Origin of the sequence: Chryseobacterium sp. VD8, assembly GCF_037149975.1 — a bacterium.
GTDB classification, from domain to species: Bacteria; Bacteroidota; Bacteroidia; order Flavobacteriales; family Weeksellaceae; genus Chryseobacterium; species Chryseobacterium indicum.
Genome location: NZ_JBBCQL010000096.1, coordinates 1 through 15,769, shown reverse-complemented (window position 1 = coordinate 15,769; position 15,769 = coordinate 1). Strand labels below are relative to the sequence as shown.

Genomic DNA, 15,769 nt, shown 5'->3' with positions numbered 1-15,769 from the left:
GTGGCTAAATAATTGATATGGGAATCCTGATTTAGTGTATGTGCATCAAAAGCTGCTTTGTCTGCTTTATTTTGCAGCTGCTGATCGAGTCCTTCAATTTTACTCGTCGGAATCGCATCGTTTTTATGCCAAAATGATGACCAGGATGCCTGAAATTCTTCTTGAGTAGGAATATCTCCGGTCTGGAAGTAACTTAATATGGTGTTTAATGGTGTTGGTATTAACATGGAAAAGATTTTTATTTTGTGTTTAGAGTTCAAGAAATTGTATCATCGGTAAAACTTTAGAAAAGCTTTACCGAGTGATTGTTTATAAAAGGTGATTTAAAATTTGATTAAATCGGAAAAAGATATTCCTTAATTATTCTGAGATGAATATTTTTTAATTTTGAGTATAAAAGAACCTCATCTACTATACAGCAATGATTACGTTTTAAAAAAAAGTGATTGATTGAAAGCGTAAAAAAGACTTTACCCGAGCTGCATGAAGTTATAGCTATTTGGCAGTTTTTAGAGTTGTTAAAGCGCTATAGTTTAGCCAAATTTAACTTTGTAATGGTAAAATTGTTTGTATTTAAAAAATACTATTACCTGATTTAGATTACGGTTTATTATGCTATCTGATCCAATAATGAGTCTTTGATAGTGGTTCCGTTCGGCAATACATGATTTAAAATATCTGCTATTTCCTGATTATTTTCATTGGCAACGGCCTGTTTCAATTCATCTGATCCGTTTTCAATAAAGCTGTTTAAAAGATTTTTCGTAACTCCGGATTGCTGATAATTTGTATAATGGCTGAAAAGGGAATCGATATACTGTTTTACCCCTAATCTTGCACCCGATTCCTTTAGATAATCAATAATACGTTTGCGTCTTTTAATAATCATCTCTGCACTTTCTGAAAGTGACAGGGAAACATACACAGGCTTAACAAGTACAGGATTTCCGTAAATATCGAACCATTTAATAACGATGTTCAATCCTTTTAAAAATCCATTTTCATCCAGTTCATCAGAAAAAATTTTCTGAATTGCCAGATTCGTCTGTTCTTTGTCTAAATAGTAACCAGTGCTGGTTTTTCTTCCTTTTTCATAGATTGGCTCGCCTTTCACGATTCCATTTAAAATAGTGATATCTTTTGCCATTAGCTCAAAAGGTGTAAGATCCTTAAGATGCTGATTTTGTTCAAATATTTTTAGTTTCATTAGTCTATAATTGTACTTGTAGGTTGATTATTTTGAATAACTTGATTGTTTAGATAATTACATTCGATTCTGATGTTTCTTACCATATTTGCAGAACCGCCGCCCCATGTATTTACATTATTTTGCCCTGCATACAGATATCCGGTCATTAAGAGCTGTCCCGTATCTTCGTCATAAACCTGACACACTATATTTTGACTTACTGTAGTAAGATCTGCTTTGTAATAAAAATATAAATAGTCCCAAAGACTGTAATGATCGGTAACAAAATCTTTATCAATAAATCTATGTCCCCAATAACCAGATTCTGGTCTGTACTGAATGGACAGATCAGTATTATTTATAAACTTAATATTAGTGTTTACAATGTTTAATTGCTGACCTAAGTTATCTTTATATATTTGAACTAAAAATCTTTTATCTGTAAGCGTTCCGAATTCAAATCCTTCGGGAATTGTTGGCAGGTTATTTCCAAAAAATCTGTAAATTCCGTAATTAGATTCTATTTGATAATATAATCGATAATATTCGTAATTATTTAATCCTTCTTTTGGAAACTTTTTTGCTTTAATAGTATAGGGTCCATTGTCTAAAAAGTACTGTCTTTTTTCATTGCCGTAAGTATTCCCAATTTCTATAACCTGATCCTCAAATCCATCCTGACTTATAACCAGTGGAAATTTCAGTTCTTGTCCACCATTATTCAAATTTATATAATAGATAACATATCCGTTATCCATAGAAGCTAAGCTGTTTGCAAATACTACTGTTTCCTTATTAGTGGGAATGTCATTTTTATGTTTTAAAGAATCTATTAATTCCGCAAATTGATCTTGCGTGGGATAATCCCCTTTTTCAAAATAAGATTTCAACACCTCCCGTGGTGTTATTTTATTTTCTTCCATATTTTTTATTTTTTGTTTGGATTTTTAAAATGTCTTTTTAGTTTATAAAATTTACTTCTGTATTCTTAAGATTCGATCCAGTATTTTCCAAAATCGCTGATACAATTACCTGTATTATCATTCCAACTACTTCTTATCAATGAACATAAAGGTTTAAAAGCATTGATGCCTGTTACATCTATATTAAAAGTTTTTACCGAACCTCCTGACCTCACAGTAGTATTTAATATATTTCCTACCTTGGTAAAAATACAGGTGCTATTTCCTAAATCAATTCTTTGAGCAATTGGAGTGGTATCAGCACTTATAGTAATGTGATTTATACTGTAATATCCCCAACCAGCTGAAAGAGATGATAAATAGCTATTTAAAACCCCTACGTTTGTTTTGGCAGAGCTTTCACAAATTCCTATAACCCCTATATTTTTGGTTGAATAATAATCTCCCACCGTACCACCAATTATAAACACCCAGTTTTTATTAGCGGGTAAAACCAAATTGGGATAAGCACAAGCCATAATTTCTCCTTGAGCAAATGCCACCAGATTATTCGTTTTTAAAGCAATTCCATTAGAAGCTGACATAACAGCAGCTGTATTTGGATTAGCATTAATTAAATTCCAATCGTCTACCGTTAAAGGTGTAAATTTTAAATTCCCTATATTCATAATAAATTCATTTAAATCCTTTACATTGGTATCTAATGCGGTAGGACTGTTTGTGTAAGTGTGAACTATATTTAAAGTTTGTGATGTTGGTGTAACAGGGTTAGGTAAAGTATCCGGTATGGTTACAACCAGAGCATCACCTTCTACAACCTGTTTTGTATTTGAGTCTATTCTTAAAACTTTGGGGTGGTCTTTATAATTACTTCCTACATCTGTAAGTCCCTTCAAAAAATAAGCATTTCCCAAAGTGTCCCATGTGAAACCTGCATTCTGAGTAAATGTTCTTGCCTGGGTATTGGTAAGATCTGCGGTAGCAATATTACTTCCCAAAGTTCCCCACGAACTTCCGTTCCAGAGATAATATCCTGCTGTCCCATCAGTCTGATAAACAATAGCTCCCGCCTGAATGGTTCCTAAAGAAATCGCAAGCCTTTGAGCCTGAGTCATTCTTGGTGCGATAAGCGCCGCTTTAGAAGAAGAGTCGACAGACCAGATGATATTGTTATAATTGTTACTCCCGATTCCTGAACTGGTTCCGTTATCCTGTAATAAACTGTTGATAAATGTTGAGCCGTTCCATCTTCCGAGATAATTGGCTCCCATGGTAGGTTTATCAAATTTATTATTAAATGTATTCCAGTCTGTATTACTCAGATAACCCGAAGTATTCGTATTAGACTGAGATATGCTTAATGTTCTGTCTGACGATAAATTACCACCTCCCTGTAACGGAGAAACAGTATTAATAGCTATGGTTTTTTCTGCTTTCGTATCCAATACCGTCTGCAATCCTGAGATATTGGAAACCGCAAACATCACATTAGAAAGCACATTTCCTTTGCTGTCTTTTAACTGTAAAATGTTGGAATTTAAAGCCAGTTGCGTACCTACATTATTTACAAAATCCGAAACCGGAATGCTGTCTAAAAGCTCATTGTCTGCATTATACAGTTCCAGTGATGCTGTAGCAGCATTATACCTTAAGTCTGTCCCTTCATTGTCCAGAGACTGCAAAGAAATTTCCGACAATACGTTTCCCTGAGCATCTGCCAAAGACAGTTTTTTGCTGGTGGGTGACCAAAGAAGATCAAAGTCTAACGACAGATTTTCTAACCCTTCGATTTTTTCTTTAGGAATACTTTCCTTTTTATGCCAGTAAGAATCTAAAAATTCTGAGAACTGGGCTTCGGTAGGTTTCTTTCCGGTCTCAAAATAGAATTTTAGAATTTCTTTTGTTGTTGATTCATTTTTTTCCATACTTAATTTTTTAACTTTTCTAAGTTTTTAGCACAGCTGATTTGGATCCAATAGTATCTGTACTTGAGGGTTCAAAATTCCTTATTTTTTTCTTCTTATTAAAGTTTTTAGCCTCCTGCATTCTGTAGTTGCAGTAAGTCGTAAATTCTTTATAGCTTAAGAAGCCTTTATTTACCGCTAGGAAATTTCACTGTTTTTTAAAAAGAAAAATGAGACACTTATATTGAATAAATGAAGAAGTATCCGAAAGGAAAACGAACATGGAAACTTTTATTGAGCTATCAAAAATTAAAAAGAAGAAAAATTAGAAATGAGAAACTCGGGTGTAAAAAAAGAAACTGCCTCATTTTTGAGACAGTTTCTTTTTATTATCGAAACAAATCATTTGACATAGGAAATACTCTTGGTACAAAATGATCCGCCTCAAATTTAATGGTAACATTCTTTGGAACATCTTTAATCTCTCTGATATAATTCCCTGTAAAACATAAGGAAATAAAACATTCGGAAACCAAATTAGATAAAAAAGAAGCATCAAACTCTTTAATTTTATTGATCTCGAAAGTTAAAAACTCCAGATTAATAAGATGATCTAAATTCTCCACTTTGCTGATCTTATTTTCACTTAAATTTAATCTTTTTAAATTTTTCAGATTATCCAATCCTTTGATTTTTGAAATCTCATTACGGCTTAAGTCTAATACTTCTAAATTTTTCAAGCTTTCCAAACCTTCAATTTCTTCTACATGAGTAGACGAAATAAGAAGTTGTTTGAGATTTTGTAAGGTATCCAAACCCTCAATTTTGTCTACCCGACTTCCATTTACTCTCAATTCTTCCAAATAGGGAAAGCGCTCCAAATCGGTTATTTTTTCAATTTTAGTTTCTCCAATATTAAAAAAACGGATATTTTCATTAACATTTATTTTTTTTATATGATCAATTTTAGTCAGAGTGACATCTAACCGCTGTAGGAACTTTAAATGTTCCAAACCCTTTACTTCGAGATACGGATTGCAACTGATATATAATATTTCCAAATTAATTAAATCGCCCAACAAAGAAGTATCTTTAAGTTCAGTTGCTCCCAAATCCAGATTTTTCAGACTTTTTAAATCTCCAAAATACCTAAAGGATGTTTCCGGTAATTTATTGCCGGTTAGATCTAATGTTTTTAACCGTGAAAAAGCATTTAATGGACGTAACATTTCCACATTACAATATGGAAGGGCTAATTTAACAAGACTGTCTGCTATTGGTAATAATACATCAATATCCTTTAAATCAACCTTATTTAAATATAATGTTTTAATATTCCCATCTTCATCTACATCATAATAATTTTCCCAGATGTGTTCTTTGGAACGATTAATTTGAATATCAAACTCTTTTTCTAATTTTTTTATAAAATCTGTCATGGTTATTTTGAAATTTCTCAGTTTGAGAGCTTAAAGATAGTTCTTTAATAAAAAAGCGAAAATCCCAACAGAAATTCCGCTTTAATTTTTTTTGAAAATTTTTATTTGTTTTTATTAGAAAGGCGCAGACTTTCAAACTTGGCAATGAAATTTTCCCAAGTCCAATCAGGAAAAATTTTTGGCATTTCAGTTTTAAAGGTTTCTGTTTCTACTGAACCAATACCTATTCCATCCATATAATAAAACTCGTTGCCAATGATTGAATACACGAGACTCAATAGCCATTTGCGTATAACCTTCATAATCCAAGTCTAAATTATTTAGCTCATAATCGCTTACACTCATATAATACAATGATTCGTATATGGTATTATCAGACATTATAATAAATCCGACAAAAGATTCAGGGGTCGGATAATCGAGAGGATGAAAATATTTAAGATATTCATCTCCTTCACCATCATGTAAACCCGATCAGAAAATAAGTATTTACTTGAGGAAAAACGCAATTTTCCTCCTATACCATTTTCTTCATCACTCCACCATTCAAAGCTATAGCCGTCAGATACATTTCTGTAAAAATCTTCTATTCCTGTATGTACAGCATCCAATTGGCTGATTTCCGGCAAATTGGTCTTTAAACTTGCAGGAACTTTACGATTGCTCTTTATCATTGGGAGGTTATCCTTTGCTAAAATAACATTATACTGCAAATATTCATTAAATCGGTGTTGCATTATTTCTTTAATTTTATTTTACTTCTTTTAATTGTAATTTATCCCACCCCGCTGCCGTACGATTGCATCGTGTAGTTTAAAATTACCTTTTAAAACATCCAGCCAACGTACAACGGTAAAACTTATGAAATATAATCTTTAAGTATTGTGGAGGTTGTAGTAACGACTCATCAATTATGTTTTTTATAAAGATAAAAACTTTTTAAGAAATTATTGGATAATAAAATCCTACACAAAAGGATTCGTGCAGTGACGTAGTATATCACCGTATTTTAAAATCTTTCAACTACATATAAAAAAGCGAAACTTCTATTTTTTAGAAGTTTCGCTTTTATTAAAACATTTATTGTAAGCTAGAATTGATCTTTATAATGATAATAAAATTCCAATTGATCTTTTAAAACTTCATTGATCTCTATCCAACCATATTTTTCTGACAGGTCGATTGCCTGTTGCCATGCTTTTTCTACAAGATCCAAACATTCTCTTCTGCCGGCCCAATACCTCGCACTTATCAAGGCATTCCATGCCGCAACAGGGTCTTTGTATTCTTCTTCCAGGCGCACGGCGGCTTCAAAATGCTTTTCTCCTGTATATCCATATTGTCCATTAATTCTGATAGCTTCTGTCGCTTCAAAAAGTGGATGCTTTTGTACCTCTTCCGGAAACATTGCATATTGGTCTTCCCATTCGGAATCAAAACTAAGAGATAAGTGCGAAATCAAAGAATCAGAATTCCCCAAGCTTATTTTATAATGATCAAATCCTTTATTATCACAATCAAATCCGTGGGGTAGTTGTGCGCAATGCCATAGATGCTGCCATTTGTTTTCATATTCCATATTGAGTAAATCTAATGCTCTTTGAGCCAAAACGTTTCCTACATATTCATTCCAGATACCATAATTGGTCGGTTTATAGTTGGGAAGATAAATTCTCTTTTCTTTTAATTTTTCAAACAATTGAAATGCCCTCTTCTGTTCGGGCTTATCATAATAATGATCCCAAAATTCTTTGAAAAACGAATCCTCAAGATTGACCGCGTCTTTAAACCGTTCCTGGTTGGCTTCAGAAATCAAGAACTCCTTCAGGAAATCAAGGTCTCCGTCGCCCAGATAATCAAAAAAAGGCTTCGATATATTAACGGCTCCGTCTATCTTTTCCTGAAGTTCTGCTATGGTTTTTGGCTTGCCCATAAATCTTAAGTAAGACATCGGAATGATGGCCAGTAAATTTGGTGCGAATGTAAAACATTCTTGGTAGCTATTATTATAAAACACTATCGGAGATTTTTTTAACAGCTTTTCGGGCGTTAATCGAATACCCAATATATTATCAGAATAAAAACCCAAAGGAGCAACCGACCAAAATCCCATTTTCATAAAAGTAATCAGTTTTTCATTTTCATCCTCATTCTTAAATTTGAAGAGAAATGCACGGTCGCTCTCTTTTTTGTCATGGTATATTTTTTTTAGATCAGAATGTAGCTTGTTTATTTCCATAATTATTCTATAGGTTTATATATATGTTCACGCCAAATGCCTCTTGATAGATCATCTATTTTGCGTATCGCATCTTTTCTTGTTTTTTCATCACCTTCCAAATGCTTATGTTTCTCCAACGCTAGCGTAAGGCATTCATACTGATGTTGAAAGTTTGGTTGAAAGATTCTTCTGCCGTTCTATTTACAATCCGCAAAATTTCTGCTTTATTATCATCTCTTTCTAACTCATCTGGGTTATCTTTTTCAAAAGTAGTAATTAAATTCCTAATCTTATCACCTATTGGAGCTATTGCGTTTTCCTCTTCACCCTTTAAGTGGATAATAACTCCTTTCTCTTCTTTGACGATCTGCACATTGCTTTTTCCGCTTTCGACAAAATCATAAACTTTCGCTACAAGTTCTTTAAAATGATGCTCACGGAACGATGCTCTTATTTGTTTTTCTTTTTCATCATATATAACCAATTGGTACTCCCCTGATTTTTCTGCGATTTTCTTTATATTGTCATAAGCCGCTTTTTGCGAGCCCAGGTTATGAATCCCTTGATCACCGCCATCTTTGTGAGTTAACTGATGAATGAGGATGGCCGGCAATTTGTCGCCATATCCATTAAATTTTGAATTGATTGTCTTGTTTTTCATCTCCAATTTTTTGCCCAAGTCTTCATAGTCAGGATTTTCATTCAATACCTTTCCTACGGTCGAATAGAAATCTACTAGGCTGTTTCGCAATTCTTTTTCCGGTACGTGATGCGACTGCCTGTCGGCTGCTCCTGTCAACTTATGCTGACCGACCTTAAGCCCCATATCACCCAATTCTTTGGTTTCATATTCTCCGGCAAGATCGATTAACTTATACTCATTTCCCAAAGTGGCAATATCTAACGATAATTTATCCAGAGATTTTTGCGCTGCTTTTATTTTAGGATCGCCTCCTTTAAGTCCGTTGGTATCCTTAAGAACTTTTTCTGAAATAAGGGCCTCGTCTTTTAGCACTTTCAACCTGCTTTCGATCGTTTGACCTTTGCCATTTAATTCTGGCGCTGTAGGGTGGTCTTTAAGATATTTCAAAGACCTTTTAATCTTCGTACTTAATTTAGCTTTATCGGTGGACATATAGATTTCACCTTTTTCAAAAGTCAGTGTATGTCCTTTGCCATTCATCGTAAATGGTTCCGGAGCGATTTCAGAATCCATATTTTTGATATGCTTCTCGTCAACCTTATCTTTCTTCTTACCAAGCTTTCCAATTCCGACTTTACTTAATAGTTTAGCTGCCTTCCCTTTAATAAAACTCCAGAACTTCACAATCGCATTCTCAATACGCTGGCGTATTTTTCGGATAACGCCCAGTATTTTATCTGCCAATCCGCCAATTCCTAATAAGGAAGCTAAGAAACCAATGAGTACAGGAACTGCTCTTCCTAATGCATTTTCTATGGATTTTGCGACGGCACTTACATTTCCGCTGGCAATAGCTTTAATGCTGTCTGTAAATGCTTTTACCAGTTCCATAATCTGGGCAGCTCGCTGGATGAAAAATTTAACCATATCGATAATCGCCATTGCGGCTTTTATAAAGGCTCCTACCGGAGTCATCAATCCCATTACCCATTTAATTCCCGCCTGGATCACCTGCGTCTGGATAATGTCCATCATAGCATCCATTACGGTGGCTTTAAGATCGGCAAACTGGTCTTTCAGGTATTCCCATAATCCTGCAGCACCGTCTTTACGGACAATCGGAATTATTTCAAGACCTTTTTCAGAAGCAGTTTCCAGAACTTTCATTACAGGTTCGCCTATCACTCTTGCACCAATGCTTCTGATACCGTCCCACGTTAAACCAAGAACCTGCGTGGTAATGGAGAAAATACCTTTCAAAGAGAATACATCTTCCGGCATGGTGAAAGAAATACCTTTCATCGCTCCGGTTAACCATCCGAAGAAACCGGCCTTAAGGTGTGTCCAGATATTCGTTCCGAAATTGGTAAATCCTTGGGAAACACCCGCAATAAGGTTTTTAAAGAATCCTATCGGATCCATAATAATCGCCTGAATGGCACTGATTACACCGGATAATAAATTGGTTAGTGTATTTTTAATTTCAATAATAATAGCAAATACGCTGGTTTTAAGCACATCAAGAGCTTTGTTGATCAATCCGCTGTTTTGCGCTTTAAGATCTGCAATCCGGGTATCGATACTTGCGATATTATCGGCGTATTTTTTAGCCAATACATCAATTAATGCATCTTTTTTACTGTTTACGCTTTCTTCCAGTGCATTGAATTTGCTTTGGATCTCTGCAATAGCTTCTTTCCCGATTTTCCTTAAGCTTGGCGATAAACTGTCGACATAAGTCTGTACATCTTTTTTGCCTTTGGCAATTCTGGTTTTGGCTGCATTTAGCTGGGTGGTAACATGACCAGTGAGAATATGCTAATAAAAATATCACACGAAAGGATTCGTTCGGCAGTGGGGGGATAAATTTAAGACAGTTTAGGCTTGACATTGCTCAAAGTCAGGAGACTTTGCGCAGCAGGTAGTTTAATTATAAAATTAAATTCCCCCAATATTACAAATTTTGTAAATAAAAAGCTAAACTTCTATATAATAGAAATTTAGCTTTTATTAAATTATTTAAAGTACTTATTTTATCTTTAAAGACTCATATAATTTAATGAATTCATCCATCTTAAAATCCGGGAACAGCAAAGGCATATCTTCTACAAAATCATCATATCTGGATTTTCCATACATGGCAGAATCTTCTTTTCCATATTCGAGATATATGATTACATATTGCCACATCAGATAACCTCTGGCTGCAAAAGCAAGTTCTACATATCCTTCAAAATTTACTTTTAATGGATAAAAGCCTATTCCAAAGTCATGAAAATAAACCATTTCATCTTCATTTTCCTTGCTGAAAACTCCTGCGCAAATATCTTCAACATAATCTAGCGGAATAAACTGCCCGGTTTTTGAAAAGAAATCTTCCCCTTGTATGTAATATCCACGACCTTCAAGTTCAATAACACTATGCTTTTGAAATAATTCATCTAAAGGAAGTATGTTTATTATTCCGCGTTCACTTGTTTTTTGCCCTTCCGTTCTTGTAGGTATTTTACCCTCCCAATAATAAGAATAGCCATTTGTAATGCTATAAAATCCTTGCATGGTAGCTAATAACAAGTCTTTATATTTATCAAAAAAAAATTCTCCAAAAGATTGTGTTTTTCTAAAAAAGTTCCCTTTTTGATCAAAAATATTAGGATTATCAAAAGTATTTTTTATAGGTTCTACGATAATTTTATATTTACTTAATTCCATCATAAGCTTATTTTAGGTTTTAAGGTACTATTAAATCAAAAGTAACAAATTACTTTTCTAAATTAAAAAAACGAAGCTTCTAAAAAATAGAAACTTCGTTTTAAAATAAGAGATAAACTTTTAGATCTTATCTTTGTAATGATAGTAAAATTCCATCTGTTCAGATAAAATATTATGAATCTCAGTCCAGCCATGGGTTCTGGAAAGATCAATTGCTAAACCCCAACACATTTCCACCAAATCCAGATTTCCTTGTCTTCCTGCCCAATAACTTGCACTAATTAAAGCATTCCAGCAGCCTATAGGATCATTATATTCTTTTTCTAAAATTACCGCAGCTTTAATATGAAGATCTCCTGAATAACCTCCTACTTTTCTTATAGCTTCAGTAGCTTCAAAAAGAGGATGTTTTTTTACTTCCTCTGGAAACATTTCATATTTGTTTTCACGTTCAGAATCAAATGAGTCTGCTATGCAATCCATCAGAGAACTTGAATGACCAACATGAATGGTATATTCTTCAAAACTGTTATCGTCGCAATCAAAACCATGAGGCAACTGTGCACACCGCCAATAATGTTTCCATTTGTGTTTATCCTCCATCGTAATTCTTGAATAAGCCCTTTGAGCAAGAACATTGCCGATATAATTATTCCAAAGTCCATAATCATAATCAGTAACCTCATATTTCGGTAAATTAATTACTCCTCGAATTAGCTCATCGAATAATTCAAAAGCTTTTGTGTTTTCTAGTGTATCATAGTAATGACTCCAGAATTCTTTATAAAAATCTTCCTTATACTTTTCAGCATTTTCAAAACGCTCTTGATTGGACTCTAATAATAAAAACTGTTTTAAAAACTCTAGATCTCCACCTCCGAAATAATCAAAAAATGGTTTAGATAATACTATCGCATCTTCTATTTCTTTCTGAAGCTCTTTTATTAAAAGTGATTTCCTCATAAATTTCAAGTTAGCCATAGGAATAATTGCTTTTATATTTGGAGCAAACATAAAACATTCTTGATATACTTCATCAAATGATATCACAGGAGCTAGTTGGCGTGTCTGTTCATGCGGAATTAATTGAAAAGCTAAAATATTACCTGCTTCGAATCCAAAAGGCATTATTGACCAAAAACCTCTTTTTAAACAGTTCATTAATAATACTTTTTCATCTTTATGATCAAAAGTTAAGTTAAATGTCCATTTTACATCTTTATCTCTGTATATTTCCTTTAATTCAGAATGCACTTTGTTTATTTCCATAATTATTATTCTATTTCTTTAACAACATGGCTCTCCCATGTTTGTTTTAATAATATTTCTACTTTTAAAAACATTTTCTATAACTTACTTATCACCTTATAAATTTCTTAGAATATTCAAAAGAAAATTAGATGGCTAACAAAAATAATTATTTCCAATTTTTGATTTCATCATGCATGCAAAACTTTAAACATTTTGTCATAAAAAAAGCGAAACTTCAAATGAAGTTCCGCTTTAATTTTAATTATTAATTGTTTTACTCTGCATTATAATCAGCTAAACTATTAGCTTCTTCTGGAGCCTGATATTTTTCAACAGCTATGAGCTCTCCTGGATTTTTTACCTGATTTATTTTTAAATCGTGTGAATGACGCCATTCTGGTTCTTTAACACCAAAAGTTAAATCATATATTATTTTCATCCCTTCATTTGTTTCGGCTACATAAAAAAGTTTATTATATCCTAATTCTCTTCCTGTATTTTCTGTGTAACTTGTATAGCAAGCAAAAAGTTCATCATTAACTAACCATCTTTCTAATCCTTCTCCTACTTTTGGATTTTTGTATTGCTTAATTTGAAATAAGGTACGCGGAATTTGCCTTTTATAATTATCAACAGCAAATTGCTTTTTCATATCATTTTGAAACTCCTTTCCTGTTCTTCCATGTTTTAATAAATTAGCAGAGTGAAAGAATGAGTCCAGTTTCTTAGCCTGTTCTTCACAAACAGCATCTTCTATATTTATGTCATATCGATATGTATTAAACTTAAACTCATTATCAATAAAATTATTAACAAAATTTTTTATTTCTTCCATATTTCTTATTTCTATTTAGTTCCGTATAATAAATCAGCTTCTTTTATTTCGAAGTCTTTATTAATTACGCTTCCGTCTTTTAGATGAACATATAAATCATAATACACCTCCTTCAGCCTCTTTTGACTAGTCTTTTTTAGATTTTCCAAAATTCTTGCTTTTAGATCCTCGTCACTTAGTTGATGTCGCTCATCATCTGTACTTGCATATTTTGCTAGTTGCTCCCTTATTTCTGACATTTCAAATATAGTATTATCTTCAGAATATTGCAAACTAACTTCTAAAAGAAAATGTTTGACATCAACAGTTTGTTCAATAAAATCTCTAATTTCATCTTCTCTTTTCCTCATTGCTTTCTGATTATATTCAGCACTTGTAGCAACAATATTTTCACCTATTTTATAACCGCTTCCTCCGAACATATTGGCAATAATATGAGCCGCGTCCATTCCTGTATTTTTAACTTTTCCATCGGGATCTTGAGTGTAACCCCTTCCTAAATCATGTAAGGTAAGTTGATCTCCTACTACTTTCGTTGGATATCCGCTTGCTGGTATATCAACGGTAAATTTCTGATTTCCTTCTTCATATCCATAAGTAATCCTCTTCCCTCCTCCATCAAGCAATTCTGTTTTTATTTTATACGGAAAAAATTTATTATGCAATTTATTTCCCTTTGGTGCAGTTAAATCATTTAGTTTAAATTCTTTTCCGAAATCATGAACTTCTTTACTAAGTTTTTCAAAATCTGCTTGCGCATCCTCTTTTCTTAGTGCATTCTTACTACTCTCTACAGCTCTACTAGCGTTGATTAATTCTCTTTTTACATCTTCATTTCTTTTCTGCAATCTGATAATACTTTTTAATACCGATTTTTCTTTAAACTCATTAGGACGATTTTCTACATACACTCTAAATCTATTAAGCTTAAGTGTTAATGCTAATTTCTCACTCGCCATATAGATTTCACCATTTTCAAAAGTTAGGGTATGACTTTCCCCATTCATCGTAAATGGTTCCGGAGCGATTTCAGAATCCATATTTTTGATATGCTTCTCGTCAACCTTATCTTTCTTCTTACCAAGCTTTCCAATTCCGACTTTACTTAATAGTTTAGCTGCCTTCCCTTTAATAAAACTCCAGAACTTCACAATCGCATTCTCAATACGCTGGCGTATTTTTCGGATAACGCCCAGTATTTTATCTGCCAATCCGCCAATTCCTAATAAGGAAGCTAAGAAACCAATGAGTACAGGAACTGCTCTTCCTAATGCATTTTCTATGGATTTTGCGACGGCACTTACATTTCCGCTGGCAATAGCTTTAATGCTGTCTGTAAATGCTTTTACCAGTTCCATAATCTGGGCAGCTCGCTGGATGAAAAATTTAACCATATCGATAATCGCCATTGCGGCTTTTATAAAGGCTCCTACCGGAGTCATCAATCCCATTACCCATTTAATTCCCGCCTGGATCACCTGCGTCTGGATAATGTCCATCATAGCATCCATTACGGTGGCTTTAAGATCGGCAAACTGGTCTTTCAGGTATTCCCATAATCCTGCAGCACCGTCTTTACGGACAATCGGAATTATTTCAAGACCTTTTTCAGAAGCAGTTTCCAGAACTTTCATTACAGGTTCGCCTATCACTCTTGCACCAATGCTTCTGATACCGTCCCACGTTAAACCAAGAACCTGCGTGGTAATGGAGAAAATACCTTTCAAAGAGAATACATCTTCCGGCATGGTGAAAGAAATACCTTTCATCGCTCCGGTTAACCATCCGAAGAAACCGGCCTTAAGGTGTGTCCAGATATTCGTTCCGAAATTGGTAAATCCTTGGGAAACACCCGCAATAAGGTTTTTAAAGAATCCTATCGGATCCATAATAATCGCCTGAATGGCACTGATTACACCGGATAATAAATTGGTTAGTGTATTTTTAATTTCAATAATAATAGCAAATACGCTGGTTTTAAGCACATCAAGAGCTTTGTTGATCAATCCGCTGTTTTGCGCTTTAAGATCTGCAATCCGGGTATCAATACTTGCGATATTATCGGCGTATTTTTTAGCCAATACATCAATTAATGCATCTTTTTTACTGTTTACGCTTTCTTCCAGTGCATTGAATTTGCTTTGGATCTCTGCAATAGCTTCCTTCCCTATTTTCCTTAAGCTTGGCGATAAACTGTCGACATAAGTCTGTACATCTTTTTTGCCTTTGGCAATTCTGGTTTTGGCTGCATTTAGCTGAGTGGTAACATGGGTTGCGATTTGGTCGATGAATTTATCCATCACTTTAATGTATAAATCCTTACCACTGTCAAAGAATTTATTAACTTCTTCAGGTAAGCCGGTAAGTTTGTCCCATATCCATTTTCCAGCCGCAGCTAAAGCACCGTAGTCTGCATACGCATCACCATAACGTTTCTTTTTATAAGCCTTCATCTCTTTATCGACATGGGCTTCAAATGCTTTTTTAGCTTCTCTGCTGCCCTCATCAAATTTCTTCGCTACCGTTGTATCCAGATTGTTTAATATAACATCTACATCTGCTTTGGAGCTGACGTAAATGCCGTTAATATGATCGGCAATTTCTTTTCGTTTCTGGCTGTCTTTCGCTGAAGTTTGCTGTTGATCGCCGTGT

The 15,769-nt window shown here is 33.9% G+C and carries 13 protein-coding genes; all 13 read right to left on the bottom strand.

Annotated elements, in window-relative coordinates:
- On the bottom strand, positions 1 to 227 hold a 227-nt coding region (locus WFK35_RS12005), incomplete at its 3' end, for a hypothetical protein (protein ID WP_336732813.1).
- A gap of 383 nt (positions 228 to 610) precedes the next feature.
- Entirely contained in the window at positions 611 to 1,207 is a 597-nt protein-coding gene (locus WFK35_RS12000) for a hypothetical protein (protein WP_336732812.1), read from the bottom strand.
- Positions 1,207 to 2,112 carry a hypothetical protein gene (locus WFK35_RS11995; protein WP_336732811.1) on the bottom strand — a complete coding sequence of 302 codons (906 nt, stop codon included), beginning with the start codon at positions 2,110 to 2,112 and terminating at the stop codon, positions 1,207 to 1,209. Before WFK35_RS11995 ends, WFK35_RS12000 begins: the two co-directional genes overlap by 1 nt.
- Before the next feature lie 65 nt (positions 2,113 to 2,177).
- Complete coding sequence (locus tag WFK35_RS11990; RefSeq protein WP_336732810.1) at positions 2,178 to 4,037, bottom strand: hypothetical protein; 1,860 nt, start codon at positions 4,035 to 4,037, stop codon at positions 2,178 to 2,180.
- A gap of 368 nt (positions 4,038 to 4,405) precedes the next feature.
- Positions 4,406 to 5,455, bottom strand: coding sequence for a leucine-rich repeat domain-containing protein (locus WFK35_RS11985; protein ID WP_336732809.1), 1,050 nt, complete (start codon positions 5,453 to 5,455; stop codon positions 4,406 to 4,408).
- 101 nt (positions 5,456 to 5,556) lie between these two features.
- Entirely contained in the window at positions 5,557 to 5,691 is a 135-nt protein-coding gene (locus WFK35_RS11980) for a hypothetical protein (RefSeq protein ID WP_336732808.1), read from the bottom strand.
- A 144-nt stretch (positions 5,692 to 5,835) separates the two neighbouring features.
- Positions 5,836 to 6,192 carry a hypothetical protein gene (locus tag WFK35_RS11975; RefSeq protein ID WP_336732807.1) on the bottom strand — a complete coding sequence of 119 codons (357 nt, stop codon included), beginning with the start codon at positions 6,190 to 6,192 and terminating at the stop codon, positions 5,836 to 5,838.
- A 353-nt stretch (positions 6,193 to 6,545) separates the two neighbouring features.
- Positions 6,546 to 7,694 carry a hypothetical protein gene (locus tag WFK35_RS11970; RefSeq protein WP_336732806.1) on the bottom strand — a complete coding sequence of 383 codons (1,149 nt, stop codon included), beginning with the start codon at positions 7,692 to 7,694 and terminating at the stop codon, positions 6,546 to 6,548.
- Positions 7,695 to 7,815: 121 nt separating this feature from the next.
- Positions 7,816 to 9,933 (bottom strand): phage tail protein, encoded by a 2,118-nt coding sequence (locus WFK35_RS11965; RefSeq protein ID WP_336732805.1) that lies wholly within the window; start codon positions 9,931 to 9,933, stop codon positions 7,816 to 7,818.
- A gap of 414 nt (positions 9,934 to 10,347) precedes the next feature.
- Positions 10,348 to 11,034 carry a hypothetical protein gene (locus tag WFK35_RS11960; RefSeq protein ID WP_336732804.1) on the bottom strand — a complete coding sequence of 229 codons (687 nt, stop codon included), beginning with the start codon at positions 11,032 to 11,034 and terminating at the stop codon, positions 10,348 to 10,350.
- A 117-nt stretch (positions 11,035 to 11,151) separates the two neighbouring features.
- Positions 11,152 to 12,300 carry a hypothetical protein gene (locus WFK35_RS11955; protein WP_336732803.1) on the bottom strand — a complete coding sequence of 383 codons (1,149 nt, stop codon included), beginning with the start codon at positions 12,298 to 12,300 and terminating at the stop codon, positions 11,152 to 11,154.
- Positions 12,301 to 12,556: 256 nt separating this feature from the next.
- The gene (locus WFK35_RS11950) at positions 12,557 to 13,117 is read right to left on the bottom strand and encodes a hypothetical protein (protein ID WP_336732802.1); all 561 of its coding nucleotides are present in this window, start codon (positions 13,115 to 13,117) and stop codon (positions 12,557 to 12,559) included.
- An 11-nt stretch (positions 13,118 to 13,128) separates the two neighbouring features.
- Positions 13,129 to 15,769: DNA/RNA non-specific endonuclease (locus tag WFK35_RS11945; protein WP_336732801.1), on the bottom strand; the 2,641-nt coding region annotated here is incomplete at its 5' end.

Bases quoted from the DNA above. Each gene is read 5' to 3' on its own strand.
- WFK35_RS11955 (WP_336732803.1), bottom strand. From the start codon at position 12,300: ATGGAAATAAACAAAGTGCATTCTGAATTAAAGGAAATATACAGAGAT.
- WFK35_RS11950 (WP_336732802.1), bottom strand. From the start codon at position 13,117: ATGGAAGAAATAAAAAATTTTGTTAATAATTTTATTGATAATGAGTTT.
- WFK35_RS11990 (WP_336732810.1), bottom strand. From the start codon at position 4,037: ATGGAAAAAAATGAATCAACAACAAAAGAAATTCTAAAATTCTATTTT.
- WFK35_RS12000 (WP_336732812.1), bottom strand. From the start codon at position 1,207: ATGAAACTAAAAATATTTGAACAAAATCAGCATCTTAAGGATCTTACA.
- WFK35_RS11995 (WP_336732811.1), bottom strand. From the start codon at position 2,112: ATGGAAGAAAATAAAATAACACCACGGGAGGTGTTGAAATCTTATTTT.
- WFK35_RS11985 (WP_336732809.1), bottom strand. From the start codon at position 5,455: ATGACAGATTTTATAAAAAAATTAGAAAAAGAGTTTGATATTCAAATT.
- WFK35_RS11980 (WP_336732808.1), bottom strand. From the start codon at position 5,691: ATGGATGGAATAGGTATTGGTTCAGTAGAAACAGAAACCTTTAAAACT.
- WFK35_RS11960 (WP_336732804.1), bottom strand. From the start codon at position 11,034: ATGATGGAATTAAGTAAATATAAAATTATCGTAGAACCTATAAAAAAT.
- WFK35_RS11975 (WP_336732807.1), bottom strand. From the start codon at position 6,192: ATGCAACACCGATTTAATGAATATTTGCAGTATAATGTTATTTTAGCA.
- WFK35_RS11970 (WP_336732806.1), bottom strand. From the start codon at position 7,694: ATGGAAATAAACAAGCTACATTCTGATCTAAAAAAAATATACCATGAC.